The 24243-nt window shown below is 70.8% G+C and carries 20 protein-coding genes and 1 tRNA gene; 10 read left to right on the top strand and 11 right to left on the bottom strand.

The window, feature by feature from the left end; genetic code table 11:
* Positions 1–39: 39 nt before the first annotated feature.
* From ACFY8U_RS15220 to lpdA, 3 genes are all read right to left on the bottom strand, one after another.
* A tRNA-Ser gene (locus ACFY8U_RS15220) sits at positions 40–124 on the bottom strand.
* Positions 125–310: 186 nt separating this feature from the next.
* Positions 311–928, bottom strand: a complete 618-nt coding sequence (locus ACFY8U_RS15225; protein ID WP_389570090.1) for a rhomboid-like protein — start codon at positions 926–928, stop codon at positions 311–313.
* A 101-nt stretch (positions 929–1029) separates the two neighbouring features.
* Positions 1030–2433, bottom strand: a complete 1404-nt coding sequence (lpdA, locus tag ACFY8U_RS15230; protein WP_389570092.1) for a dihydrolipoyl dehydrogenase — start codon at positions 2431–2433, stop codon at positions 1030–1032.
* A gap of 147 nt (positions 2434–2580) precedes the next feature.
* Between lpdA and ACFY8U_RS15235 the strand changes: the two genes are divergently transcribed.
* Both ACFY8U_RS15235 and ACFY8U_RS15240 read left to right on the top strand, forming a co-directional pair.
* Positions 2581–3366 (top strand): FadR/GntR family transcriptional regulator, encoded by a 786-nt coding sequence (locus ACFY8U_RS15235; RefSeq protein ID WP_389570094.1) that lies wholly within the window; start codon positions 2581–2583, stop codon positions 3364–3366.
* A gap of 182 nt (positions 3367–3548) precedes the next feature.
* Positions 3549–4748, top strand: coding sequence for a CynX/NimT family MFS transporter (locus ACFY8U_RS15240; RefSeq protein ID WP_389570916.1), 1200 nt, complete (start codon positions 3549–3551; stop codon positions 4746–4748).
* An 85-nt stretch (positions 4749–4833) separates the two neighbouring features.
* On the opposite strand, the gene ACFY8U_RS15245 is transcribed toward ACFY8U_RS15240, so the two are convergent.
* Genes ACFY8U_RS15245 through ACFY8U_RS15260 form a run of 4 tightly spaced genes read right to left on the bottom strand, consistent with a single transcriptional unit; the run spans position 4834 to position 8331 of the window.
* Complete coding sequence (locus tag ACFY8U_RS15245) at positions 4834–5553, bottom strand: ABC transporter permease (protein WP_389570097.1); 720 nt, start codon at positions 5551–5553, stop codon at positions 4834–4836.
* A 14-nt stretch (positions 5554–5567) separates the two neighbouring features.
* Positions 5568–6479: an ABC transporter ATP-binding protein gene (locus ACFY8U_RS15250; RefSeq protein WP_389570100.1), complete on the bottom strand. Its 912-nt coding sequence runs from the start codon at positions 6477–6479 to the stop codon at positions 5568–5570.
* Positions 6476–7372 (bottom strand): ABC transporter permease subunit, encoded by an 897-nt coding sequence (locus tag ACFY8U_RS15255; RefSeq protein WP_361435489.1) that lies wholly within the window; start codon positions 7370–7372, stop codon positions 6476–6478. The genes ACFY8U_RS15250 and ACFY8U_RS15255 overlap by 4 nt, the downstream gene beginning before the upstream one ends.
* A complete protein-coding gene (locus tag ACFY8U_RS15260) occupies positions 7369–8331 on the bottom strand; it encodes an ABC transporter ATP-binding protein (protein ID WP_389570918.1) in 963 nt (320 codons plus the stop codon). The genes ACFY8U_RS15255 and ACFY8U_RS15260 overlap by 4 nt, the downstream gene beginning before the upstream one ends.
* Positions 8332–8580: 249 nt before the next feature.
* On the opposite strand from ACFY8U_RS15260, the gene ACFY8U_RS15265 reads away from it, so the two are divergent.
* From ACFY8U_RS15265 to ACFY8U_RS15295, 7 genes are all read left to right on the top strand, one after another.
* Positions 8581–9432: a M24 family metallopeptidase gene (locus ACFY8U_RS15265; protein WP_389570103.1), complete on the top strand. Its 852-nt coding sequence runs from the start codon at positions 8581–8583 to the stop codon at positions 9430–9432.
* Positions 9429–11210, top strand: coding sequence for an SDR family oxidoreductase (locus ACFY8U_RS15270; RefSeq protein WP_389570106.1), 1782 nt, complete (start codon positions 9429–9431; stop codon positions 11208–11210). The genes ACFY8U_RS15265 and ACFY8U_RS15270 overlap by 4 nt, the downstream gene beginning before the upstream one ends.
* A gap of 192 nt (positions 11211–11402) precedes the next feature.
* Entirely contained in the window at positions 11403–12374 is a 972-nt protein-coding gene (locus ACFY8U_RS15275) for a MerR family transcriptional regulator (protein ID WP_389570108.1), read from the top strand.
* Between the two features lie 135 nt (positions 12375–12509).
* Positions 12510–13052, top strand: a complete 543-nt coding sequence (locus ACFY8U_RS15280; RefSeq protein WP_361600616.1) for an RNA 2'-phosphotransferase — start codon at positions 12510–12512, stop codon at positions 13050–13052.
* A 39-nt stretch (positions 13053–13091) separates the two neighbouring features.
* Complete coding sequence (locus ACFY8U_RS15285; protein WP_389570110.1) at positions 13092–13544, top strand: hypothetical protein; 453 nt, start codon at positions 13092–13094, stop codon at positions 13542–13544.
* Between the two features lie 84 nt (positions 13545–13628).
* Complete coding sequence (locus ACFY8U_RS15290; protein WP_361600103.1) at positions 13629–14531, top strand: LLM class flavin-dependent oxidoreductase; 903 nt, start codon at positions 13629–13631, stop codon at positions 14529–14531.
* 150 nt (positions 14532–14681) lie between these two features.
* On the top strand, positions 14682–15539 hold the full coding sequence (locus ACFY8U_RS15295; RefSeq protein WP_389570113.1) for a Cof-type HAD-IIB family hydrolase: 858 nt from the start codon (positions 14682–14684) through the stop codon (positions 15537–15539).
* Positions 15540–15658: 119 nt separating this feature from the next.
* Here ACFY8U_RS15295 and ACFY8U_RS15300 read toward each other — a convergent pair whose 3' ends face one another.
* From ACFY8U_RS15300 to ACFY8U_RS15315, 4 genes are read right to left on the bottom strand one after another with little or no spacing between them, the layout of a single operon-like run.
* A complete protein-coding gene (locus tag ACFY8U_RS15300; protein ID WP_389570116.1) occupies positions 15659–17371 on the bottom strand; it encodes a GAF domain-containing protein in 1713 nt (570 codons plus the stop codon).
* A gap of 10 nt (positions 17372–17381) precedes the next feature.
* Entirely contained in the window at positions 17382–21053 is a 3672-nt protein-coding gene (gene cydD / locus ACFY8U_RS15305) for a thiol reductant ABC exporter subunit CydD (RefSeq protein ID WP_389570119.1), read from the bottom strand.
* Between the two features lie 15 nt (positions 21054–21068).
* Positions 21069–22073: a cytochrome d ubiquinol oxidase subunit II gene (gene cydB / locus ACFY8U_RS15310; RefSeq protein ID WP_389570121.1), complete on the bottom strand. Its 1005-nt coding sequence runs from the start codon at positions 22071–22073 to the stop codon at positions 21069–21071.
* Between the two features lie 18 nt (positions 22074–22091).
* The gene (locus ACFY8U_RS15315) at positions 22092–23600 is read right to left on the bottom strand and encodes a cytochrome ubiquinol oxidase subunit I (RefSeq protein WP_389570123.1); all 1509 of its coding nucleotides are present in this window, start codon (positions 23598–23600) and stop codon (positions 22092–22094) included.
* 205 nt (positions 23601–23805) lie between these two features.
* Here ACFY8U_RS15315 and ACFY8U_RS15320 point away from each other — a divergent pair, with 205 nt between their 5' ends.
* Positions 23806–24186, top strand: a complete 381-nt coding sequence (locus ACFY8U_RS15320) for a cyclophilin-like fold protein (protein ID WP_389570126.1) — start codon at positions 23806–23808, stop codon at positions 24184–24186.
* Positions 24187–24243 lie beyond the last annotated feature (57 nt).

Genomic DNA, 24243 nt, shown 5'->3' on the forward strand with positions numbered 1-24243 from the left:
GGCTGTCACAACCTGGTCGCCGCCCGCCCAGGGGACACGCGGAGGATGCGCGGATCGAACGCGCGCGGGCGTGAACCCGACTACGGCTTAGCAAGCCGCTGCCTTACCACTCGGCCAATCCTCCGGGTGGGCGGCCTCGCGCGGAGAACCCGCGCGCTCGAAGCGGCCGCCCCGGCGGCGCTAGGGGGCGCCGCCCTGCAGGGAGCTCGACGGACTCGAACTCCGGCTCGAACTGGTGTCGGTCGTCATCGCGCTCCTCCCCGGTCTCGTGGCCGGCCCGGCGGCCTCACAGCGGGCGTCTCCCGCACAACTAGTGTGCGCGTGGCGGAGGTTCGGAAGCCACCGATTTACCGTGCGGGGCGCCCCAGGTGAGCGGCTGGCAGGCCAGCCCGACGGCGAGCGAGATCGCGTGTCCCAGATCCGTGTACGTATGGCTCGTGAACAGCGGTACGGCGAAGAAGGTCACCGCTCCCGCCAGATAGAGCCACCGCCAGGGCCATGGGATCCGGTACGTCAGGATCCCGGCCGACGCCGCGATCCCGTAGCTGACCCCGATGTCCACCACGTGCGCCATGCTGCGCGGCACATCATGGTCCTGGATCGCCTCGAGGACGACCTTCTGGCTGATGAGCGTGGCCGCGATGTGTGCTGTGGCGACCGTGACGAGCCAGCGCGGCGTGCCGAGCCAGCGCTCGACCGGCGCGGGGAAGACCTCGAACAGCACCGCGTACAGCAGGAAGTTCGCCGGGTTCTCGATCCAGAACGCGCTGCCGAGCAGCGCCCGGATCGGGTGGTGGGAGAGCTGGTGGAGATTGCTGCTGTTGCGCTGCAGCAGATAGTGCTCCAGGCCGTCGGACGACAGCGCGATGACCGTGCTGGTGATCGCGATGACGAGCAGCCACACATGCGTACCGGGTGACGAACGCACCCACGACCTGATCGGTCGGGACGGTTCGCCACCCGGCGTACCAGCGGGGAGCGTTTCACTCGGCACGTTTCAGTGCCTATCACCCCGTACTGGGAGAGTTCTCAGAAATTGATCATGTGTCCGGCAAGACCGTGGATCGCTTCCTTCACGGCCTCGCCCAGCGTCGGGTGCGCGTGGACGTTCCGCGCGACCTCGTGGACCGTCAGGTCCCACTGCTGGGCCAGCGTCAGCTCGGGCAGCAGCTCGGTGACGTCGGGGCCGATCAGGTGCGCGCCGATGATCTCGCCGTACTGCGCGTCGGCGATGATCTTCACGAAACCGGTGGAGTCGCCGAGGCCGTGCGCCTTGCCGTTGGCGGTGAACGGGAACTTGGCGACCTTGACGTCGTACCCCTTCTCCCGCGCCTGCGCCTCGGTCCAGCCGAAGCTGGCGATCTGCGGCTGGCAGTACGTGGCGCGCGGGATCATCGGGTAGTCGAGCTCCATGGTCTCGGCGTCCCCGATGGTCTCGGCGGCGACGACACCCATGGACTCGGCGGTGTGCGCGAGCATCAGCTTCGCGGTCACGTCACCGATGGCGTAGATGTGCGGCACGTTGGTGCGGCAGCGGCCGTCGACCTCGATCGCGCCGCGCTCGGTGAGCGCCACGCCGGTGCTCTCCAGGCCGTAGCCGGAGACGTTCGGGGCGAAGCCGATGGCCTGCAGGACCTTGTCGGCCTCCAGGACCTTCTGCGCGCCGTCCTTGCCGGTGACGGTGACGCGGACCTGCGGGCCGGACTCGTCGATCGCCTCGACGCGGGTCGAGGTGAGGACGTCGATGCCCAGCTTGCGGTACTGCTTGGCCAGCTCCTTGGAGACGTCCACGTCCTCCAGCGGCGCGATCCGGTCGAGGAACTCGACGATGGTCACCTTCACGCCGTAGTTGTGCAGGACGTAGGCGAACTCGATGCCGATCGCGCCGGCGCCGGCGATGATGATCGACTGCGGGATGTCCTCGGCGAGGATCTGCTCCTCGTACGTCACCACGCGCTCGGTGCGGGCGGTGCCCGGCAGGAGCCGCGGGGTGGCACCGGTGGCGATGATGCAGTTGTCGAAGGTGATCGTCTGCGTGGTGCCGTCGGACTTGGCGACCTGCATCGTGTTCGCGTCGACGAAGGTGCCGCGGCCGTCGAACTCCGTGATGCCGTTCTTCTTCATCAGGAAGTGGACGCCCTTGACCCGGCCGTCCGCGACCGTGCGGCTACGGCTGAACGCCTCGCCGTAGTCGAAGGAGACCGTGCCGTCGACCTTGATGCCGAAGGTCTTCGCCTCGTGGTTGAAGATGTGGGCGAGCTCCGCGTTGCGCAGCAGCGCCTTGGTGGGGATGCAGCCGACGTTCAGGCAGACACCGCCCCAGTACTTCTCTTCGACGACCGCGACCCGCTTGCCCAGCTGGGCGGCGCGGATGGCGGCGACGTAGCCGCCGGGGCCAGCTCCGAGTACGACGACGTCGAAGCGGTCTGACATGACTGACTCCCGAGGGTGGTGAGGGTGTTCGTGTCCCGTACGGAGCCACAGTAGTCCGGCGCCCCTCGGAGGGCCCTGAAAGTCAGTTGTAGGATGACTGGGCAACCGGGCTAATGAGGTGGAGTGTCGCATGGTGGTGGAGTGGTGATGGCGCTGAAGGCGGCGGGGCGGACCTCGCTGGTGGATTCGGTGGTCGAGCAGCTGCGGGAGCAGCTGGTCCAGGGCGAGTGGGCCGTCGGCGACCGCATCCCGACCGAGCACGAGCTCGCCGAGCAGCTGGGCGTCGGCCGCAACACCGTCCGTGAGGCGATCCGGGTCCTGGTCCACGCCGGGCTCCTCGTCTCGCGTCAGGGCCACGGCACGTTCGTCCGTTCGACCGCCGATCCCGCGGCCGTCCTGCGCGGCATGCGCCACGCCGGCGCACGGGACGTCCTGGAACTGCGGGTGGCGCTGGAGGCGGAGGCGGCGCGCCTCGCCGCGGTGCGGCGGGACACCCACGACCTGCTGCGGCTGCGGGCCGCCCTCACGACCCTCCGCGAGGAGGGCGACCGTGACGCGGACGCGGACCTGGCCTTCCATCTGGCCGTCGTCGCGGCCACGCACAACGCGGCCTTCACCGAGGTGTACCGCTTCTTCTCCACCCAGGTGCACGAGGTGCTCGTGGAGGCGCTCGGCGACCGGGAGATGCCGCCGGTCGACATCGACGCGCACGAGGCGCTGATCGCGGCGATCGAGTCGGGGGACGCGGAGGCCGCGGAGACGCAGGCCCGGGAGCTGCTGCGGGTGCCGATGGAGACGGTGACGGCACTGACGGGGGAGTCGGTCGCGGAGGCATCGCTCGCGGGGGAGCCGCCCGTGGAGGCGTCGCTCGTGGAGGAGGCGCTCGTGGAGGAGGCGCCGGGAGGGAAGTCGTCGGTGGGTGAGTCGCGGTGAGGACGGATGCGGGCAGCCCGGCCCTCGGCGCACCGTCCGAGGCCGGCCCGGCCACCGCCGCCTCCCAGGTCACCGACGTCACCCAAGCCGCGTCCGCCTCCCAGGTCACCGACGTCACCCAAGCCGCGTCCGCCTCGCAAACCGCCTCCTCCGCCTCGCAAGGGGCCCCGGGGCGGAGGGCGTTGCTCGCGCACCCGCTGCTGCTCATGGCCGCGATCGTGCTCGCCTCGCTCAACATGCGGGCGGCGCTGGCGAGCGTGGCTCCCCTGGTGGGTGAGATCGCGGCGCAGTACGGCCTGTCGTCGACGGCCAGTTCGCTGGTGACCTCCGTGCCCGTCCTCTTCCTGGGGGCGGGCGCGCTGGTGGCGCCGTGGCTGGGACGGCGCCACGGCGTCGAACCGGTGCTGCTCGCGGCGCTGCTCCTGCTCGGCCTCGGCATCCTGGTGCGCGTCCTGCCGTCGGTGTACGCGCTGTACGGCGGCGGTGTCCTCGTCGGTACGGCGATCGCGCTGCTCAACGTGTTGATGCCCGGCCTGATCAAGCGGGACTTCCCGGACCGGGCCGCCTCGATGACCTCGCTCTACACGGGCGCGATGATCGCGGGTGCGACGGTGGTCGCGGCGGCGTCGGTGCCGCTGGAGGACGCCTTCGGCGGGAGCTGGGAGGCGTCGCTCGCCTTCTGGTCGCTGCTGGCGGCGCTCGCCGCGGTGTCCTGGCTGCCGCAGGTGCTGCTCGCCAAGAGCCGTACGGGGCACGGCCGTCGGCCTTCCGCCGGTCACGGGGTCCGTTCCGCGGCGGCGGCCACGCCCGCGCGGAGCGTCTGGCGCTCGGCGCTCGCCTGGCAGGTGACCCTCTTCATGGGCCTGCAGTCCCTGTGGACGTACGTCCTGATCGCCTGGATGCCGACGATCTTCACGGACCACGGCATGAGCCGCTCCACGGCCGGTGTGATGTTCGCCTTCAACACCCTGACACAGGTGGCGGGGGCGTTCGCGGTGCCGCTGCTCGCGGGCCGGATGCGGAGCCAGCGCCCGCTGGTCGTCCTCGTCACGACGCTGGTCGCGGCGGGTTACGCGGGGCTGCTGGCCGCCCCCGTGCAGGGCGCCTGGCTGTGGTCCGCGCTCCTCGGCGTCGGGCAGGGCGGAGGCGTCGGCCTCGCCCTGACCCTGATCGTGCTGCGGGCCGGCGACGCGGTGACCGCGTCCCGGCTCTCCGGGATGGCCCAGACCGTCGGCTATCTGCTCGCCGCGGCCGGACCGCTGGTCGCCGGCGCGGTGCACCAGGCGACCGGCTCCTGGACGGTGCCGATCGTCATGGTGCTGGGCGTCTGCGCGACCGCCCTGGTGGTGGGCCTGCTCGCCGCCGGAGACCGCAAGGTCTGACACGCTCAGGGCCCCGGGACGTGCCCGAGGCCCTACGCGGGACCACCTCCGAGGCCCCCTCACGGGCCTCGGTACGCGCGCCGTCCTACTCCTCGCCCGCCAGCTTCAGCGTCCGCAGCTTCTGGCCCGCGTACCAGGTCGCGAGGACCGTCACGCCGATCAGCAGCGACACCGCCGTCGCCAGGCCGACGTCCGAGGTGACCAGACCCTCGCCGCTGACCTTCTGGGCCACCGCGAGCGCCCACTGCTGCACGCTGAGCGTCTTCGCCCCGGAGATCAGCGAGCCGAACAGGGCCTCCCAGACCAGCGCGTAGACGAGGCCGATGACGACCGCGTGCCGGCTGACCGTGCCCAGCAGCAGGAAGAGCGCGCTGTACGCGATGGAGGCGACCAGCGCCGCGACGGTGTACGCCACCGCCACCTGCTGGCCGTTGCCGTTGAGGATCATGCCGGCGATGAAGGTCGGCACCGCGGAGAAGACCATCGTCACGGCGACCGCGACGATCAGCTTGGTGAAGATGATCGACGGCCGCTTCACCGGCTTGGAGAGCAGATAGACGATCGAACCGTCGTCGATCTCCGGGCCGATCGCGCCCGTTCCGGCGATGACACCGATCAGCGGCACCATCGTGGCGAGCGCGAAACCGCCGAGGACATCGGCCGCGACCTGGTCGTCGGCGCCGTTGAACACCCGTACCGCAGCGGCGATCGCCAGCAGGAACGCGGGCAGAAGGAAGAGGATCAGCGCCCGCCGGCGGCCGAGGAGGGCCCGGTAGGTGAGCCGGGCGACTGTGGGGTTGTACATCGGTCAGGCTCCTTTCAGGCCGCTACGAGGTACGAGAAGACCGATTCGAGGGACTCGTCCGAGGGCGAGACCGTCAGCAGCCGGATCCCCTGCGCCCGGGCTACCCGGGGCAGCAGTTCCGTGAAGCGGCCGAAGTCCACCGCCTGGATGCGCAGGGCGCCTTCGGCGAGGTCGACCTCGATACCGGCCGTGGACGGGTCGGCGATGAGCGCGGCCGCGAGCGCCCGGTCGTCGCTGGACCGTACGAGATAGCGGTGCGGCCGGTCCGTCATCAGCCGGCGGATCTTGCGGAAGTCGCCGGAGGCGGCGTGGCGCCCGGCCACGATCACCTCGATGTGCGAGGCGAGCTGCTCGACCTCCTCCAGGATGTGTGAGGAGAAGAGCACCGTGCGGCCCACGGAGCCCATCCGGCGCAGCAGGTCCATCAGCTGCATGCGCTGGCGCGGGTCCATGCCGTTGAACGGCTCGTCCAGCAGGAGCACCGACGGGTCGTGGACGAGGGCGGAGGCCATCTTCACGCGCTGCCGCATGCCCTTGCTGTACGTCGCGATCTTGCGGTCCTGCGCGTACTCCATCTCGACCGTGGCGAGCGCGTGCTGCGCCTCCTTGTCGCCCAGGCCGTGCAGCTCGGCGTTGGCGACGACGAACTCACGTCCGGTGAGGAAGTCGTACATCGCCTCCCGCTCGGGCACGACGCCGATCTGCCGGTAGACGGACTCGTTGCGCCAGATCGCCGCGCCGTCGAGGGTGACCGTGCCCGTGGAGGGGGCGAGGAAGCCGCCCATCATGTTGATGAGGGTGGACTTCCCGGCCCCGTTGGGTCCGAGGAGGCCGGTGACGCCCGGGCCGATGGTCATCGTGACGTCGTTGACGGCCACGACGTTGCCGAACCAGCGCGAGGCGTGGTCGATGTGGATCGTGGTCACAGCCCGACCTTTCGATAGCGGCGCATCAGGACTCCGTACGAGCCCGCGATGAGCGCGAGGACGACCAGCAGGTACACCACGCCGACTCCGGCGCCCGGGCCCGTTCCTTCCCCTCCGGGGAAGTTGGTCGCGGCACCGAGGAAGGCGGTCTGCACGCCGTCGATGAGCGTGATCGGCGAGAACAGGCCGAGCCACTTGATGGCGTCGAGGTTGTCCGTGCCGTAGGCGATGCCCTGGAGCGTGGTGACCGCGCCGAAGGAGATGACCAGCGTCGCGATGACGGCGGCGACACCGAAGCCGCGCCTTGGGGTGAGCGCGGCCATGACCAGGCCGATTCCACCGAACAGCAGCGAGAGCAGCGTCACGGAGACGAGCCCCTGGCCGAAGCCCGCGGCCTGGTCGGAGAAGTCCAGCTTCGCGAGCAGTGCCCCGACGAAGAGGATCACCAGCGGCGCGGCCGTCAGGACGAAGAGCGCCGCGGCCATCGCCCCGTACTTGGCGAGGACGTAGTCCATCCGCTCGATCGGGCGCGAGAAGTAGAGCGGCACCGTCCTGAACCTGAGGTCCCGGGAGACGGACTGGGGGGCCTGGGCGGCCAGGTAGATGCAGATCACGAGCTGGAGGTAGATCGCGTAGCCCGTGTAGTCGAGCGGCAGCTTGTTCGCCTTGGTGACGACCGTGACCGCCACCATGATCAGCGCGGGAACGCACATCACGGCGAAGAGGATCATCGGCAGCACCTTGGACTTGGCGCTGCGGCCCAGTCCGTACGCCCCGCGCAGCGACTGCGAGAACAGCGCACGGCGCGCATAGGCGCGGCCGAGGCGCGGCCCGTCGTAGTTGCGGTAGCCGATGTTGTGGATCTGTGTGGTCTCGGGGGCCTGGGAGCTCATCGCGCCGGCACCTCCTCCTGCTGCTGGGCGTCGGGGCGGAAGACCTCGGCGATGTGGTGCCGCCGCTGCTCCATCCGTACGAGACCGAGGCCGAGGTCGGCGACGGTGTCGCGGACGAGGTTGTACGTCTCCTCGCCCGCGGCCTCCACCAGGAGGATGTGGCCGGCTCCGGGCAGCCCGTCCTCGAGACCCTCGTGGAGGGTGACGCCCGCGGTGGCGAGCGCGGCGCGCACGGCCTGGGCGCCGTCGGGGTGGGTGTCGGAGTCGGTGACCTCGACCGCGAGGGTCGTGGTGATCTGGGTGAAGTCGCTGGTGGAGCTGGAACGCAGCAGCCGGCCGCCGTCGATGACGACGACGTGGTCGCAGGTGCGCTCCAGCTCGCCGAGGAGGTGGGAGGTGACGAGCACCGAGATGCCGAAGTCGGTCCAGACCCGGCGGATCAGGCCGAGCATCTCGTCGCGGCCGACCGGGTCCAGGCCGTTGGTCGGCTCGTCGAGGAGGACCAGCTGCGGGTCGTGGACCAGCGCCTGGGCCAGCTTCACCCGCTGCTTCATACCGGTCGAGTAGCCGCCGATGGGGCGGTACCGCTCCTCGTACAGACCGACGTGGCGCAGGGTGTCGGCCGTCCGCTCGCGTGCCGCGGTGGCGGGCAGGCCCGACATCCGCGCCATGTGGACGACGAACTCGGTCGCCGAGACGTCCGGCGGGAGGCAGTCGTGCTCGGGCATGTACCCCACCCGTTCACGGATCTGGGCGCCGGAGGTGGCGACGTCCAGGCCGAGCACATGGGCGCGGCCTTCCGTGGCGGGGGACAGGCCCAGGAGGATTTTGATCATCGTGGACTTGCCGGCTCCGTTGGCACCCACCAGTCCGGTCACACCGGGCCCGATGTCCAGGGAGAGCCGGTCGAGAGCGGTCACCCGGGGGAACCGCTTGCTGAGGCTTTCGGTGGCGATCACAGTCACGGTTCGAAGGTAGTGGTGTGCGCCACAGCAGTCGTCAGCCCAACGGCTCGATCCACGTACGACTCCAGGCGTACAGACCCGTAAGGGAGTCGAGACCAAAGTCTTTCCGCGGATGCCTCCGCGGGGTTTTCCACAGGCGTCCTGCACACCCCTTGACGTAGCCGCCGGGCATTGTCACATTCATCAGTGTCAAGTTACGACCACGTAGCGCACACACGGATGTTCATGGGACGGACGGGTGGCATGGCCTCAGCAGTGACAAGCGAACTGACCGCGGAGCTGCGGGGGTTCCGGGAAGTGCAGCGCCTCTCGTACGAGTGCGCGGAAGCCGTGGCGGCGCAGCTCAAGCCCGGCGTGACCGAGCGCGAGGCCGCGAAGATGCAGCGCGACTGGCTGCACGAGCGGGGCGTGCGGGACTGGTTCCACCGGCCCTTCGCCTGGTTCGGCGACCGCACGGCCTTCGTCGACTTCAAGATCCCGCTGCAGTTCTTCCCCACGAACCGTCGCCTCGAAGCGGGCATGCCGTTCATCCTCGACATGGCCCCCGTGTACAAGGGCTACACCTCGGACATCGGCTATTCCGGCTGTCTGGGCCTCAACCCGGTCCACGACAGACTCCTCGCCGATCTCCGGGCCCACCGGGAGCTGATCCTGGCCGAGGTGCGCGAGCGCCGCTCGCTGCGGGAGATCTACGAGGACGTGGACCGGCTCATGGTCCGCCAGGGATACGCCAACCGGCACCGCGCGTACCCCTTCGGCGTGATCGCCCACAAGATCGACCGGGTGAAGGAGCGCCGCTGGTCCCCGACCCTCTTCGGTTTCGGCACCCAGTCGCTCAAGGGCCTCGCGAGCGACGCGATCCACGGTCACCGCGACGGCTGGTCGCCGCTCTGGTCGCCGTACACGTTCTCCGACCACCCGCCCCGGCCGGGGCTGTGGGCGGTCGAGCCGCACCTCGGATTCCGGGGTACGGGAGCGAAGTTCGAGGAGATCCTCGTCGTCACCGACTCGATGGACCCCGAGCAGAGCGCTTTCTGGCTGGACGACGACCTGCCGCACGTGCGGCGCTGGAACGAGGAGGGGGCAGCGGCATGACGGCGGCACTGAACGGGGCGCGGGAGCGCTGGGTCCGTACGGGAGGGATCGAGCTGTGCGTCGCCGAGCTGGGCGACACCGCCCGGCCGACCGTCCTCCTCGTGCACGGCTACCCCGACTCCAAGGAGGTCTGGTCGGAGGTCGCGCACCGGCTCGCCGAACGGTTCCACGTCGTGCTGTACGACATCCGGGGCCACGGACGGTCCACGGCACCGGCCCCGCTGCGCGGCGGGTTCACGCTGGAGAAGCTGACGGACGACTTCCTGGCCGTCGCCGACGCGGTGAGCCCGGACCGGCCCGTGCACCTGGTGGGACACGACTGGGGCTCGGTGCAGTCCTGGGAGTTCGTGACCGTCCCGCGCACCGAAGGCCGCATCGCCTCCTTCACCTCCATGTCCGGCCCGTCGCTCGACCACTTCGGGCACTGGATCAAGAAGCGCATGACGCGGCCCACCCCGCGCAGGGTCGGCCAGCTCCTCGGCCAGGGCGCCAAGTCCTGGTACGTGTACATGCTCCACACCCCCGTCCTGCCCGAGCTCGCCTGGCGCGGACCCCTCGGCAAGCGGTGGCCCAAGCTTCTGGAGCGCGTGGAGAAGGTCCCGACCGGCGACTACCCGACCCCGTCGCTGCCCAACGACGCCGCGCACGGCGCCTGGCTCTACCGGGACAACGTCCGCTCGCGCCTGAGCCGGCCGCGGGCCGACGCGTACGCCCACGCGCCCGTGCAGCTGATCACGCCCACCGGTGACGCGTTCCTGTCCGAGCGGCTCTACGACGACCTCGCCGACTGGGTCCCGGACCTGACCCGGCGCTCCCTGCCGGCCAAGCACTGGGTACCGCGCACCCGGCCCGACCAACTGGCCGCATGGATCACCGAGTTCGTCCAGGCCAACGAGGATCCGGCCACCAAGGCGCCGAGCGCGGCCGCGAAGAGCACGGCCGATCCCGTGTACGCCGAGCGGTTCGGCGGCCGGCTGGTCCTGGTCACAGGCGCGGCCAGCGGCATCGGCCGGGCCACGGCCTTCGCCTTCGCCGAGGCCGGCGCACGGGTCGTCGCCGTCGACCGGGACGGTGAGGGCGCGGCCCGTACGGCGGAGATGGCCCGGCTCATCGGCGCCCCCGAGGCCTGGGGCGAGACCGTCGACGTCAGCGACGAACAGGCCATGGAGAAGCTCGCGGCCAAGGTCGCGAGCGAGTACGGGATCGTCGACGTGCTCGTCAACAACGCGGGGATAGGCCTCTCGGGCTCGTTCTTCGCGACGACCAGCGAGGACTGGAAGAAGGTCCTCGACGTCAACCTGTGGGGCGTCATCCACGGCTGCCGGATCTTCGGCGGTCAGATGGCCGAGCGCGGCCAGGGCGGCCATATCGTCAACACCGCCTCCGCCGCGGCCTTCCAGCCCTCCCGCGCCCTGCCCGCCTACAGCACGTCGAAGGCGGCCGTGCTGATGCTGAGCGAGTGCCTGCGCGCCGAGCTGGCGGGGCAGGGAATCGGGGTCTCGGCGATCTGTCCCGGGATCGTGAACACGAACATCACCGCGACGGCCCGGTTCGCCGGGGCGGGCGAGGAGGAGCAGAAGCGGCGCCAGAAGAAGGCCTCCCGGCTGTACGGGCTGCGCAACTACCCGCCGGAGAAGGTCGCGGACGCGATCCTGCGGGCCGTGGTGCGCGATCTGGCCGTCGTCCCGGTGACACCGGAGGCGCGCGGCGCGCACCTGCTGTCCCGGTTCGCCCCGAGGGCGCTGCGCGCGATAGCCCGGCTGGAGCCGCCGGCGTGAGGACCCGCGCGGGCGGTGGCCGCGGAGCCGGCGACCTGGCTGACGGTGGCGGGGCGGCCGGCGAGCGGGCTGACGGTGGCGGGGCGGCCGCGGCCGTACCCCGTCGTGGCCGGCGGTCGTACCATCCCTCGCGGGAGAGCTCCCCGCGCAGGACCGCGATCGGGTAGCAGGATCGAGCGGGTGGGAGTGGCTTTGTCGGAGCAGACAGCACAGGGGGCGGCCGCGGCGCAGGCCGCCGCGGCGGAGTACCGGATCGAGGATCTGGCCCACCACAGCGGTGCCACGGTCCGGACGATCCGCGCCTACCAGGACCGCGGCCTGCTGCCCCGGCCCGAGCGCCGGGGCCGGTCCAATGTGTACGGGGACACGCATCTGGCCCGGCTGCGGCAGATCGCGGACCTGCTCGACCGTGGCTACACCCTGGCCTCGATCAAGGAGCTGTTGGAGGCCTGGGACGCGGGGCGCGGTCTCGGCGGCGTCCTGGGTCTGGTCGCCGAGGTCGACGGACCGTGGACGGACGAGGAGGCCGACCGGATCTCCCGCGCGGATCTGGACGCAGCGTTCGGCGGCAAGCCCGACGAGGACGCGATCAGGGAGGCGATCGAGCTCGGTGTCCTGGAGCGGATCCCGGACCGGGAGGACGAGTTCCTCGTTCCGAGCCCCCAAGAGCTGGCGGTGGCAGCGGAGTTGTACGAGGCGGGCGTCCCGCTCCCGGCGATCTCCGGGCATCTGCGGGAACTTCGCGTCCAGGTCGAGCACATCGCCTCTCGTTTCCTGGAGTTCACGACCGAGCATGTCTTCGCCCGCTATCTGGAGCACCGGCCGCCGACGGACGCCGACGCGGTCGAGGCGGCGGCGATGGTGCGGCGACTGAGGCCGCTCGCCCAGCAGACCGTGGACGCCGAACTCGCCCGTGCGATGCGCCTGTTCGCGACCCGGCACCTCCAGCACCATCTGTCGCCCGAGCCTCCGCCGATGCGTGACGACGAGCCCCGACCGGTGGCCCTCCCGTCCAGCACGATTCGGGCTGTGCAGCGTCTGGTTGGCGCCGAGAACGCGGCGGCGTTCATCGCGGCGGCGGCCGAACGCGAGGTACAGACGCGAACATTGGACTCGCTCGCCTCAAACCACCCTGAGAGTAGTGAAGTAGCCCAAATGCACTGATAATCTAGGCTTGTTGTCCACAGAATCGCCAATTCCCCTGTGGATAACTACAGTTCGCTGTGGATCAAACATTCCGAGCGAATTTCGTTGGTCGGCGGATCCGCCCTCCGGCATCCTGGCGTCATGAACAGACCGATGGACGAGAGACGCACCGTGAAGGTGTCGAAGTACCTCTCGAAACACCTGCGGCATCAACCCGAGCGGATCGGACTGGTCCTCGACGCGCACGGCTGGACCGAGATCGAGGACCTCCTGCGCGCGACGGCCGCCAACGGCTTCCCGATCACGCGCGCCGAGCTGGACCACGTCGTCGCCGCCAACGACAAGAAGCGCTTCGCGATCGAGGGAACGCGGATCCGCGCCAGCCAGGGCCACACCGTCGAGGTCGACCTCGACCTGCCGCCCGCGGAGCCGCCCGCGTACCTCTATCACGGTACGGTCGCCGCCCGGCTGGACGCCATCCGAGCCGAAGGCCTGCGGCCCATGGCCCGCCACCACGTCCACCTCTCCCCCGACCGGGAGACGGCGACCCGCGTCGGCGCCCGCCGCGGACGCCCGGTCGTCCTCAGCGTGGACGCCGGAGCGATGCACAGGGCCGGCCATGTCTTCCGCGTCAGCGCCAACGGCGTCTGGCTGGCCGACACCGTCCCCCCGGAGTTCCTCCGCTTTCCCGGCTGAGACATCCGGACCGGGCCCCGCTGCGGCATGATCGTTCCCATGGCGCACCCTCATCTGCCCACCACCGAGTCGGCCGTCACCGCGATCCGCGAGATCGCCCACGAGTACAACCTGGAGATGACCGTCACCGACGACATCGGTGCCGACCAGACCTCCCGGCGGACCGCAGCCGGTGTCTTCACCGTCCTCGACCCGGACGGCTCGCTCCCGCACGAGGCCTTCGTGGAGCTCGGCGGCTCCCCGGCGGTCACCGTCCGCCTCTTCCCCGAGGACGACGCGAAGATCACCGTCGACGGCGTGGACTTCGAGGACGTCCCCCGCGACTCCGTCCCGGCATTCGTACGCTCCGTCCACAGCGGGCTGGCGTATGTGAAGGGCCGGTTCTTCCCGCCCGGCTGGCGCCTGATCGTGCCACTGCCCGGTGACGAGACGTACAAGGAACTCATCCTGGACGACAGCCTCACCCCCTGGCTGAGCCGTCAGGTCCGCTGACCTGGCTGAGCCGTCAGGTCCGCCGGCGCGGGGCGGCCCTCCGCGCTCTGCACGGTTCCCGCCGACCGCCGTAGGCTCGTGGGCATGACCTTGCGCCTGAGCACCGTGATCCTTCCCGTCAACCGCTGGCACGACGGCGGCCGCGAGCGCTGGCAGCGGGCCGAGGAGCTCGGCTTCCACGCCGGCTACACCTACGACCACCTGTCCTGGCGGACCTTCCGCGACGGTCCCTGGTTCGGCGCCCTGCCCACCCTCACCGCCGCCGCGACAGCCACCGAGCGGCTCCGTCTGGGCACCCTGGTCACCTCGCCGAACTTCCGCCACCCGGTGACGCTCGCCAAGGAGCTCATCTCCCTCGACGACATCTCCGGCGGCCGGGTCACCCTGGGCATCGGCGCCGGCGGAAACGGATTCGACGCGACCGTACTCGGTCAGGAGGCCTGGACGCCGAAGGAGCGGGCCGACCGGTTCGGCGAGTTCCTGCCGCTGCTCGACCGGCTGCTCACCGAGGACGCGGTGACCGAGCGGGGCACGCACTACGCGGCGGAGGAGGCCCGCAACATCCCCGGCTGCGTCCAGCGCCCGCGGCTGCCCTTCGCGGTCGCCGCCACCGGCCCGCGCGGACTGAAGCTCGCTGCCCGGTACGGCCAGGCCTGGGTGACGACCGGCGACCCGAAGCTGTACGAGGAGGGCACGCCGGAGCAGTCCGTCGAGGCCATCCGCGGCCAGGTCGAGAAGCTCGGCAAGGCGTGCGCGGAGACCGGCCGGAACGTGGCCGACCTGGACAAGATCCTGCTCACCGGCTTCACGCCGGACCGCGGCCGGCCCCTGGAGTCCGTAGACGCGTTCGTCGACTTCGCGGGCCGCCACCAGGCGCTGGGCTTCACCGAGATCGTGATCCACTGGCCGATCGCCGACTCGGACTTCGCCGCCGACCAGCGCGTCTTCGAGCAGATCGCCACCGAGGCCGTCGGCCAGCTCGCCTGACGCCCGGCGCCGACGCCGAGGGCGGGGGCGCACGGAGCAGTACCGGAGGGCGTGGAATCAGCGACGGGGGCGCGCGTCGGGGCCGGAAATGCCCCTCTCAGATGTGCGCCCCCTCGCACGCCCGTGCACCAAGTGCGAAAGAATGGATCGGTGACCTCACCCCACTCCGCGCGCCGCGCCGCCCCGGCCCCCCGACTGATCGCCACCGACCTCGACGGCACGCTGCTGCGTGACGACAAGTCCGTGTCGGAGCGCACGATCGCCGCGCTCGCCGCCGCCGAGCGGGCCGGCATCGAGGTCTTCTTCGTCACCGGCCGCCCGGCCCGCTGGATGGACGTCGTCAGCGACCACGTCCACGGCCACGGCCTCGCGATCTGCGCCAACGGCGCGGCCGTCGTCGATCTCCACTCGGGAGGAACGTTCCTGGAGGTGCGTCCGCTGGCGCGGGACGTCGCGCTCGACGTCGTGTCGACGCTGCGCGCCGCCGCCCCCGGCACCTCCTTCGCGGTCGAGTTCACCACCGGCATCCACTACGAGCCGAAGTACCCGCCGTTCTTCCTCGACCCGGGTGCCACCGTCGCCTCCGCCGAGAAGCTGCTGTTCGAGGAGGAGCCGGGCGCCGCCGCCCCGGTCCTCAAGCTCCTCGCCCAGCACCCGGACCTCGACCCCGACGACTTCCTCGCCACGGCCCGCGCGTCCGCCGGCGCTCTGGCCTCCATCACCCGCTCCAGCCCGACGGCGCTGCTCGAGATCAGCGGCCTCGGCGTCTCCAAGGCGTCCACCCTGGCGCTGTGCTGCGCCGAGCGCGGGATCTCCGCCGAGGAGGTCGTGGCCTTCGGGGACATGCCGAACGACATCGAGATGCTCAGCTGGGCGGGCCGTTCGTACGCCATGGGCAACGCCCACCCAGACGTGATCGCCGCCGCCTCCGGCCGTACCGTCGCCAACAACGAGGACGGCGTGGCCGTCGTGATCGAGCGCATCCTCGCGGGCACGCTCGACGACTGACCCTTGGTTCCGTCCCGGCTCCGGTACGGCTGCAGCTCCGGGTCCGGCTCCGGTGCGGGCGCGGCGCCGGGGCCGGTACGGGGACGGTTCCGGCACCCCGGCCGCCCCTGCGGGCGGTCCTACAGCGGGGCCTGCCAGATCACCGTCGTACCGCCGCCGTCCTCGCCGATGCCCGGGCGGCACCAGCTCGACCCGCCCAGCGACTCGGCGCGCCGCGCCAGGTTGCGCAGTCCGCTGCGCCGCCCGCCCTCCGGGATGCCGACGCCGTCGTCCGCGACCGAGAGCCGTACCCCGGCGGTGCCGTCGGGGAGCTCGACGCCCGCGTCGACGACGACGTCGATCCGGGTGGCCCTCGCGTGCCGGAAGGCGTTGGACAGTGCCTCGCGCAGCGCGGCGATGAGGTTCTTGCCGGTGAGTTCGCCGACCGTCGAGTCGATCGCCCCGAGGAAGCGGTGCGCGGGCTTGAAGCCGAGCGGCACGGCGGCCATGTTGATCTCCCGCAGCACGCGGGTGCGCAGCCCGGAAGGGGCCTCGGCGGGGCCCTGCTGGAGGGCGAAGATCGCGGTACGGATCTCCTGGATGGTCACGTCGAGTTCGTCGACGGCCTTGCCCACACCGTCGCGCACGGCGGGCACGACCGACCTCCGCTGGGCGCTCTCCAGCATCATCCCGGTGGCGAAGAGCCGCTGGATGACCAGGTCGTGCAGGTCACGGGCGATCCGGTCACGGTCCTCGTAGACGGCGAGCCGCTCCCGGTCGCGCTGGGCCTCGGCCATCATCAGCGCGAGCGCCGCCTGGGAGGCGAACTGGGTGGCGAGCGTCCGCTCGGCCTCGGTGAACGGCCTGCCACCACTCGCGCGTGGCGTGGCGAGCGCACCGAGCACCCTGCCGCCGCTCTGCAGCGGCAGCAGCATGCTGGGGCCGTACTGGGCTGTGAGGCGGCTGAACATGCGCGGATCGGTGGAGGCGTCCTCGACGAACACCGCCTCGCCTTCGAGGAGTCGGTCCGCCACGGCGCTCTCGGGCGGGATCACCATGCCCAGCGACTGGGACGGCCGGTCGGAGGAGACGGCGACGATCTCCAGACCCCCGTCCGCGGCGGGCAGCAGCACGATCCCGGCGGCCGCGTCGGCCAGCCTGCGGGCCTGCTCGGCGACCACCGTGAGGGCGTCGTCCGCGTCGCCGCCGGACAGCAGGGCGGTGGTGACGGCCACCGAGCCGTCGATCCACCGTTCGCGCTGGCGCGCGGCCTCGTAGAGGCGGGCGTTGCCGATGGCGATGCCGGCCTCGGTGGCGAGGACGCGGACCATGTGGACGTCGTAGTCGTTGAACTCGCCGCCGTCGTTCTTCTCGGCGAGGTAGAGGTTGCCGAAGATCTCGCCCTGGACCCGGATCGGGACCCCGAGGAAGGTCCGCATCGGAGGGTGTCCGGGCGGGAACCCGGCGGAGCGGGGGTCGGTGGACAGATCGGCGAGCCGGATCGTCTGGGGATCCAGGATGAGCGCGCCGAGCAGCCCGGCGTGGCCGTCGGGGCGTCGCCCGATCCGGCGGGCGACCTCGTCGTCGACGCCGAAGGTGACGAAGTCGGAGAGACCCTTGCCCTCCTCGTCGACGACGCCGATCGCCGCGTAGCGGGAGTCGGCGAGTTCGGCCGCTGTCTCGCAGATGCGGTCGAGGGTGGAGTGCAGTTCGAGCCCGGTGCCGACCGAGCGCATGGCTTCCAGGAGCTGGGGCACGCGCGCGGTGAGTTCCGTGGACAGGCCCTGGAGGCTGCGGGTGGCCTGGGTGGCGGCTTCCAGGGGGTCCGGGAGGTCAGGCACGGCGGCGGTCATGGCCTTGAGCCTAGTAAGTCCTATTTGGCGAGAAAAGTCGGACGCCCGCGGCCGCCTCCGGAGCCTCGCCCGCGGCCGCCCCCGAGGTCTCGCCCACAGCCGCCCCCGAAGCCTCGCCCAAGGCTTGTTCCGAGGACTCGCCCGACGCCCGTCCCGGCGTGAGCAGCAGATCGGTCTCGCGCTCCTGCTCCAGCATCCGCCGCAGCGGACCGTCGGCCCCCGCCAGCTCCGCGTAGGGCCCGCGCTGCACCGTCCGGCCCTCGTCCAGGACCACGACCTCGTCGACGGCGTCGAGGCCGTGCAGCCGGTGGGTGATGAGGACGGTGGTGCGGCCCTCGGTGGCGAGCAGCAGATCGTCGGTGAGGGCGTCCGCCGTGGCGAGGTCGAGATGTTCGGCCGGCTCGTCCAGAACGAGGACCGGGAAGTCGGCGAGGAGGGCCCGGGCGAGCGCGAGACGTTGCCGCTGGCCGCCCGAGATCCGCGAACCGTGCTCACCGACCAGGGTGTCCAGCCCGTCGGGCAGACCGTCCACCCAGTCGAGGAGCCGGGCCCGGCCCAGCGCCACGCGCAGTTCGTCGTCGCTCGCGCCGGTACGCGCCAGGCGCAGGTTCTCGCGGATGGTGCTGTCGAAGATGTGGGCGTCCTGGGCGCAGAGCCCGACAAGGCGCCGGACGTCGTCGCCGTTCAGCTCGGCCGCCTCCACCCCGCCGATCCGGTACGAGCCGGTCTCGGCGTCCAGGAAGCGGAGCAGCACCTGGGCGAGCGTGGTCTTTCCCGACCCGGAGGTGCCGACGACGGCGACGCGCCGCCCGGCCTCCAGGGTGAGCGCGAAATCGCTGAGCGCCTCCCGTTCCTGCCCCGCGTGCCGTGCGGAGAGGCCGCTGACCTCCAGCGGGAAGGGGCTCTGCGGCGGTGCGGCGGGCCGGTCGGGCTCGTGTACGGGAACGGGGGCGTCCAGGACCTCGTACACCCGCTCGGCGCTGCGCTTGACCCGTTGGCGGTACTGGACGGCGAGCGGGAGGCCGGTGACGGCCTCGAAGGCGGCGAGCGGCGTCAGGACGACGACGGCGAGCGCCACGCCGGCGAGGCGACCGTCGAGGACGGCCTGGACGCCGACGACCGCGGCGGCTGCGACGGTCAGGCCGCAGACGAGCGCGGAGAGCCCGGCCCCGAGCGCGGTGGCGGCGGCCTGCCGGCGGGCGATGGCGGTGAGCGTACGGTCGGCCGCTCCGGCCCGGTCGGTACGGTCCTTCAGCGCTCCTGCCACCGTCAGTTCGGCACAGCCGCGCAGCAGGTCGACGACGATGACGGCGAGAGCGCCGCGGGCGGGCGCGAGCCGGCGCTCGGCACGGCGGGCCAGCATCCCGCTCAGCAACGGTACGGCGACGCCGGCGACGAGGAGACCCAGGGCGAGTACGGCCCCGGCCTCGGGCAGCAGCCAGGCGGTGAACCCGACGGATCCGGCCCCTACGACGAGGGCGGCACCCGCGGGCAGCAGCCAGCGCAGCCAGTAGTCCTGGAGCGCGTCGACGTCCTGGACGAGCCGGGAGAGCAGGTCGCCGCGGCGGGTGCGGCGCAGTCCGGCAGGGGCGATGCGCTCCAGACGCCGGAAGACGGCGACCCGGAGTTCGGCGAGCATCCGCAGCACCGCGTCGTGGGACACGATCCGCTCGGCGTACCGGAACACGGCCCGGCCGATGCCGAACGCCCGCGTGGCGGTGACGGCGACCATCAGGTAGAGCACCGGGGGCTGTTCGGAGGCCCGGGAGATGAGCCAGCCGGAGACCGCCATGAGTCCTACGGCGGATCCGAGCGCCAGGCTCGCGAGCAGCAGGGCGAGGCCCATCCGCCCGCGCAGCTCCCCCGCCATGGCGCGCACCCGCCCGAAGACGGATCGCGTCTCTCCCGTGTCCGCGGAACCCGTGACGCCGGCCGCCGCCCCGGCCTCTGCGCGCGCGTCGGAGTCCGCCGCTCCCTGGGCGGGCACGGCGGACGACCAGGACGTCTTGTCCAGGGGCGCGGCGGGCCGTCGCTCCTCGGGCGCGCTCGTCGGCGCGAGCTCCACCACACGGTCCGCGACCGCGAGCAGGGCCGGGCGGTGGACGACCAGGAGGACCGTACGGCCCGCGGCGAGGCGGCGGACCGCGTCGACCACGGCCGCCTCGGTCTCGCCGTCCAGCGCGGCCGTGGGCTCGTCCAGGAGCAGCAGGGGCCGGTCGGCCAGGAACGCACGGGCCAGGGCGAGGCGTTGGCGCTGGCCCGCCGAGAGACCCGCGCCGTCCTCGCCGAGGACGGTGTCGACGCCGGCCGGGAGAGACCGGAGGAACCCATCCGCACCAGCGTCCCGCAGGGCCTCCCGTACCGCTTCGTCGGAGGCTTCGGGGCGGGCCAGGCGGACGTTCTCGGCGATGGTGCCCGCGAACAGATACGGCCGCTGCGGCACCCAGGCGATCCGCGACCGCCACTCCTCCACATCGAGCGTGCCGAGTTCGGCGCCCCCGACCCGGACCGAGCCGTCCTCCTCCGGGGTGGCGAACCCCAGCACCACATCGAGGAGCGTGGACTTCCCGACCCCGCTCGGCCCCACGAGCGCGACGGTCTCGCCGGGCTCCACGACGAGCGAGGCCCGGTCCAACGAAGGCTCGGAACGGCCCGCGTGCCGGACGGTCACGTTCGCCAGCTCGATACGGGACGACGAGGGCACCGCGCCGGTACCGACCTCGGGCGCCGGAGCCTCCAGTACCTCGAAGATCTCCTCCGCGGCCGCCAGTCCCTCCGCCGCCGCGTGGTACTGCGCGCCCACCTGTCGGATCGGCAGATAGGCCTCGGGCGCCAGGACCAGAATGACCAGACCCGTGTACAGGTCGAGGTCGCCATGGACCAGCCGCATACCGATCCCGACCGCGACCAGGGCCACCGAAAGCGTCGACAGCAGCTCCAGGGCGAAGGAGGAGATGAAGGCGATGCGCAGCGTCTTCATGGTCGCCCGCCGGTACTCCGACGTGATGGCGCGGATCGAATCGGCCTGCGCCTTGGCCCGTCCGAACACCTTGAGCGTCGGCAGTCCGGCCACCACGTCGAGGAAGTGCCCCGAGAGCCGGGAGAGCAGCTTCCACTGACGGTCCATACGGGCCTGGGTGTACCAGCCGATGAGGATCATGAAGAGAGGGATGAGCGGCAGGGTCACGACGATGACCGCCGCCGAGACCCAGTCCTCGGTGACGATCCTCGCCAGGACCGCCACCGGCACCACCACCGCCAGTCCCAGCTGTGGCAGATAGCGCGCGAAGTAGTCGTCGAGCGCGTCCACTCCGCGGGTAGCGAGAGCGGCCAGCGAGCCGGCCTTCTGGCCGCTGAGCCATCCCGGCCCGAGCCGCGCCGCACGGTCGAGCAGCCGCCCGCGCAGTTCGGACTTGACCGCGGCGCTCGCCCGATGGGCAGCCAGTTCGGTCAGCCAGGAGACCAGTCCCCGACCCGCCGCGACTCCTGCGAGCAGCAGCAGGGGCGTGGTCAGGTCGGAAACCGACAGGCCCTTCTGGAAGGCGCCCACCACCACCTCGGCGATGAGCATCGCCTGGGCGACGACCAGCGCCGCCCCGGCCAGGCCGAGCGCCACGACCGCTCCGAGGAAGAAGCGGGTGGCCCTGGCGTACCGGAGCAGACGCGGATCGATCGGTTTCACGTGAAACATCCCCTACTAGTGACCAGCGTCGGCGATGTGCTGCGTACCGATGCGCTTGCGGAACACCCAGTAGGTCCAGCCCTGGTAGAGCATCACCAGCGGAGCGGCGATCGCGGCACACCAGGTCATGATCTTCAGGGTGTACGGGCTCGACGACGCGTTCGTCACGGTGAGGCTCCACGCCGGGTCGAGCGAGGACGGCATGACGTTCGGGAAGAGCGTGAAGAAGAGCATCGCCACCGCCGCGGCAATCGTCACACCCGACAGCGCGAACGACCAGCCTTCACGCCCCACCTTGATCGCCCCGATAGCGCCGACCAGCGACACCACGGCGACGAGCATGGCGCCCAGGCTCCAGCCGTCGCCCTTGTCCACCTGGGTCCAGATCAGGAAGGCCAGCGCGAGGACGGCCGTGACGAGACCCAGCTTCAGCGCCAGCGCCCGGGCGCGGGCCCGGATGTCCCCCACCGTCTTCAGCGCGGCGAAGACCGTCCCGTGGAAGGTGAAGAGGGCGAGGGTGACCAGGCCGCCGAGGAGCGCGTACGGGTTGAGCAGGTCGCCGAAAGTGCCGACGTACTCCATCTCGCTGTCGATCTTCACGCCGCGGACGATGTTGCCGAAGGCGACGCCCCACAGCACGGCGGGGATCAGGGAGGTCCAGAAGATGGCCTCCTCCCAGTTGCGCTGCCAGTTCTCCTCGGGCCGCTTCGCGCGGTACTCGAAGGCGACACCGCGAATGATCAGACAGACCAGGATGATCAGCAGCGGCAGGTAGAAGCCGGAGAAGAGCGTCGCGTACCACTCGGGGAACGCCGCGAAGGTCGCGCCGCCGGCCGTGAGCAACCACACCTCGTTGCCGTCCCAGACGGGACCGATGGTGTTGATCAGGACCCGCTTCTCAGTGCGGCCCCGGGCGAGCAGTTTGGTCAGGACGCCGACCCCGAAGTCGAACCCTTCGAGGAAGAAGTAGCCGATCCAGAGAACGGCGATGAGTACGAACCAGACGTTGTGGAGTTCCATGCCTCGATCTCCTGAGCCTCAGTACGAGAAGGCCATGGGCCGGTCGGGGTCACGGTCGTCCCCGCCGATCTTGGTGGGCGGGTTGAGGTCGGACTCGGTGAGCTCGGGCGGTCCGGCCTTGACGTACTTCACCAGCAGTTTGACCTCGATCACGGCGAGCACCGCGTAGAGCAGGGTGAAGACGATCATCGAGGTGAGGACCTCTCCCTGGGAGGTGCCGGGGGAGACGGCGTCCCTGGTGCGCAGCACGCCGTAGACGACCCACGGCTGGCGTCCCATCTCGGTGAAGATCCAGCCCCACGAGTTGGCGATCAGCGGGAACGCCATGGTCCAGAGAGCGATGATCCAGTACCACCTGCCCAGGCGGGGGCTGAGCGCCTTCCGCCTGAACAGGACCAGATTCGGCACCTCGTCCTCGCCGGTGCGCATCCCCGGCGACAGCATGAACTTCTTGCGGGTGAGCCAGAGGCCGAGCATCCCGATGGTGAGCGAGGCCATGCCGAAGCCGATCATCCAGCGGAAGCCCCAGTAGGCGACGGGGATGTTGGGCCGGTAGTCGCCCGGGCCGAACTTCTCCTGCTCGGCCTTGTTGATGTCGTTGATGCCCGGGACGTACGAGCTGAAGTCGTCGTTCGCCAGGAACGACAGCAGGCCCGGGATCTCCACGGCCACCTTGTTGTGACCCTTGTCGACATCGCCGTACGCGAAGATCGAGAACGGCGCCGGCGCCTCGCCGTCCCAGAGCGCCTCGGCGGCGGCCATCTTCATCGGCTGCTGCTTGAACATGACCTTGCCGAGCAGGTCGCCGCTGATGGCGGTGCCGAGTCCGGCGATGATCAGGGTGATCAGGCCGAGCCGCAGCGAGGTCCGCATCACCGGGACGTGCTTCTTGCGCGCCAGGTGGAAGGCGGAGATACCCACCATGAACGCGCCACCGACCAGGAAGGCGGCCGTCATGGTGTGGAAGAACTGGGTGAGGGCGGTGTTCTGGGTCAGAACCAGCCAGAAGTCGGTGAGCTCGGCCCGGCCGCGCTCCTCGTTGATCCGGTAGCCGACCGGGTGCTGCATCCAGGAGTTGGCCGCCAGGATGAAGTACGCGGAGAGGATCGTGCCGATCGACACCATCCACATGCAGGCCAGGTGGATCTTCTTCGGCAGCTTGTCCCAGCCGAAGATCCACAGGCCGATGAAGGTGGACTCGAAGAAGAAGGCGATCAGTGCCTCGAAGGCGAGAGGCGCTCCGAAGACGTCGCCGACGAAGCGCGAGTAGTCGGACCAGTTCATGCCGAACTGGAACTCCTGCACGATGCCGGTGACGACGCCCATGGCGATGTTGATCAGGAAGAGCTTGCCCCAGAACTTCGTCGCCTTGAGGTACTTCTCCTTCCCCGTGCGCACCCAGGCGGTCTGGAGACCGGCGGTGAGGGCGGCGAGGGAGATCGTCAGGGGGACGAAGAGAAAGTGGTAGACGGTGGTGATGCCGAACTGCCATCGCGCCAACGTCTCTGGCGCCAGAGCTAGGTCCACGTCGTCTTCTCCTTACCTTGCCGTGAGCACATCGGCAATGTGCCCCTTTAATCCCACCGATCCAGGGAGGAACGGGACACGCTTGTGAACGCGTTCACATTCACAAGCATTATGGCTCATACGAAATCCGTATGTAAGACCGGGGGGTCCCCCTACCGAAGGTCACCCCTTCCCAGGACCTTCAACATATTGTTGAATCCTGGCTATGACCCTTCAGATCCGTATCTCCTGGCCCGCCGGACACACCACGGCGACCCTCGACGAAACCCCCACGAGCAAGGCGCTCGTGGGGGCTCTCCCGATCTCCTCCACCGCCCGGACCTGGGGCGAGGAGGTCTACTTCGACACACCGGTCTCCACCGCCGTCGAGGCCGACGCGCGGCAGGTGGTGGAGCCGGGCACGGTCGCCTTCTGGACCGAGGGCGACGCCCTCGCACTCCCCTACGGCCCCACCCCGATATCCCGGGGCTCCGAATGCCGGCTCGCGAGCCCGTGCAACGTGCTGGGCTCGCTGGACGGCGACCCCCGCGTTCTGGCCACCGTCAAGGACGGTGACCCGATCCGCGTCGAGCACGTCGAGGGCTGACCGGCCCGCCTCCCGCCATCCCGACCAGCCCGGGTCGATCAACCTCCGCCGATCAGG

Origin of the sequence: Streptomyces sp. NPDC012508 (genome assembly GCF_042902595.1) — a bacterium.
In the GTDB taxonomy this organism is placed as follows: Bacteria; Actinomycetota; Actinomycetes; order Streptomycetales; family Streptomycetaceae; genus Streptomyces.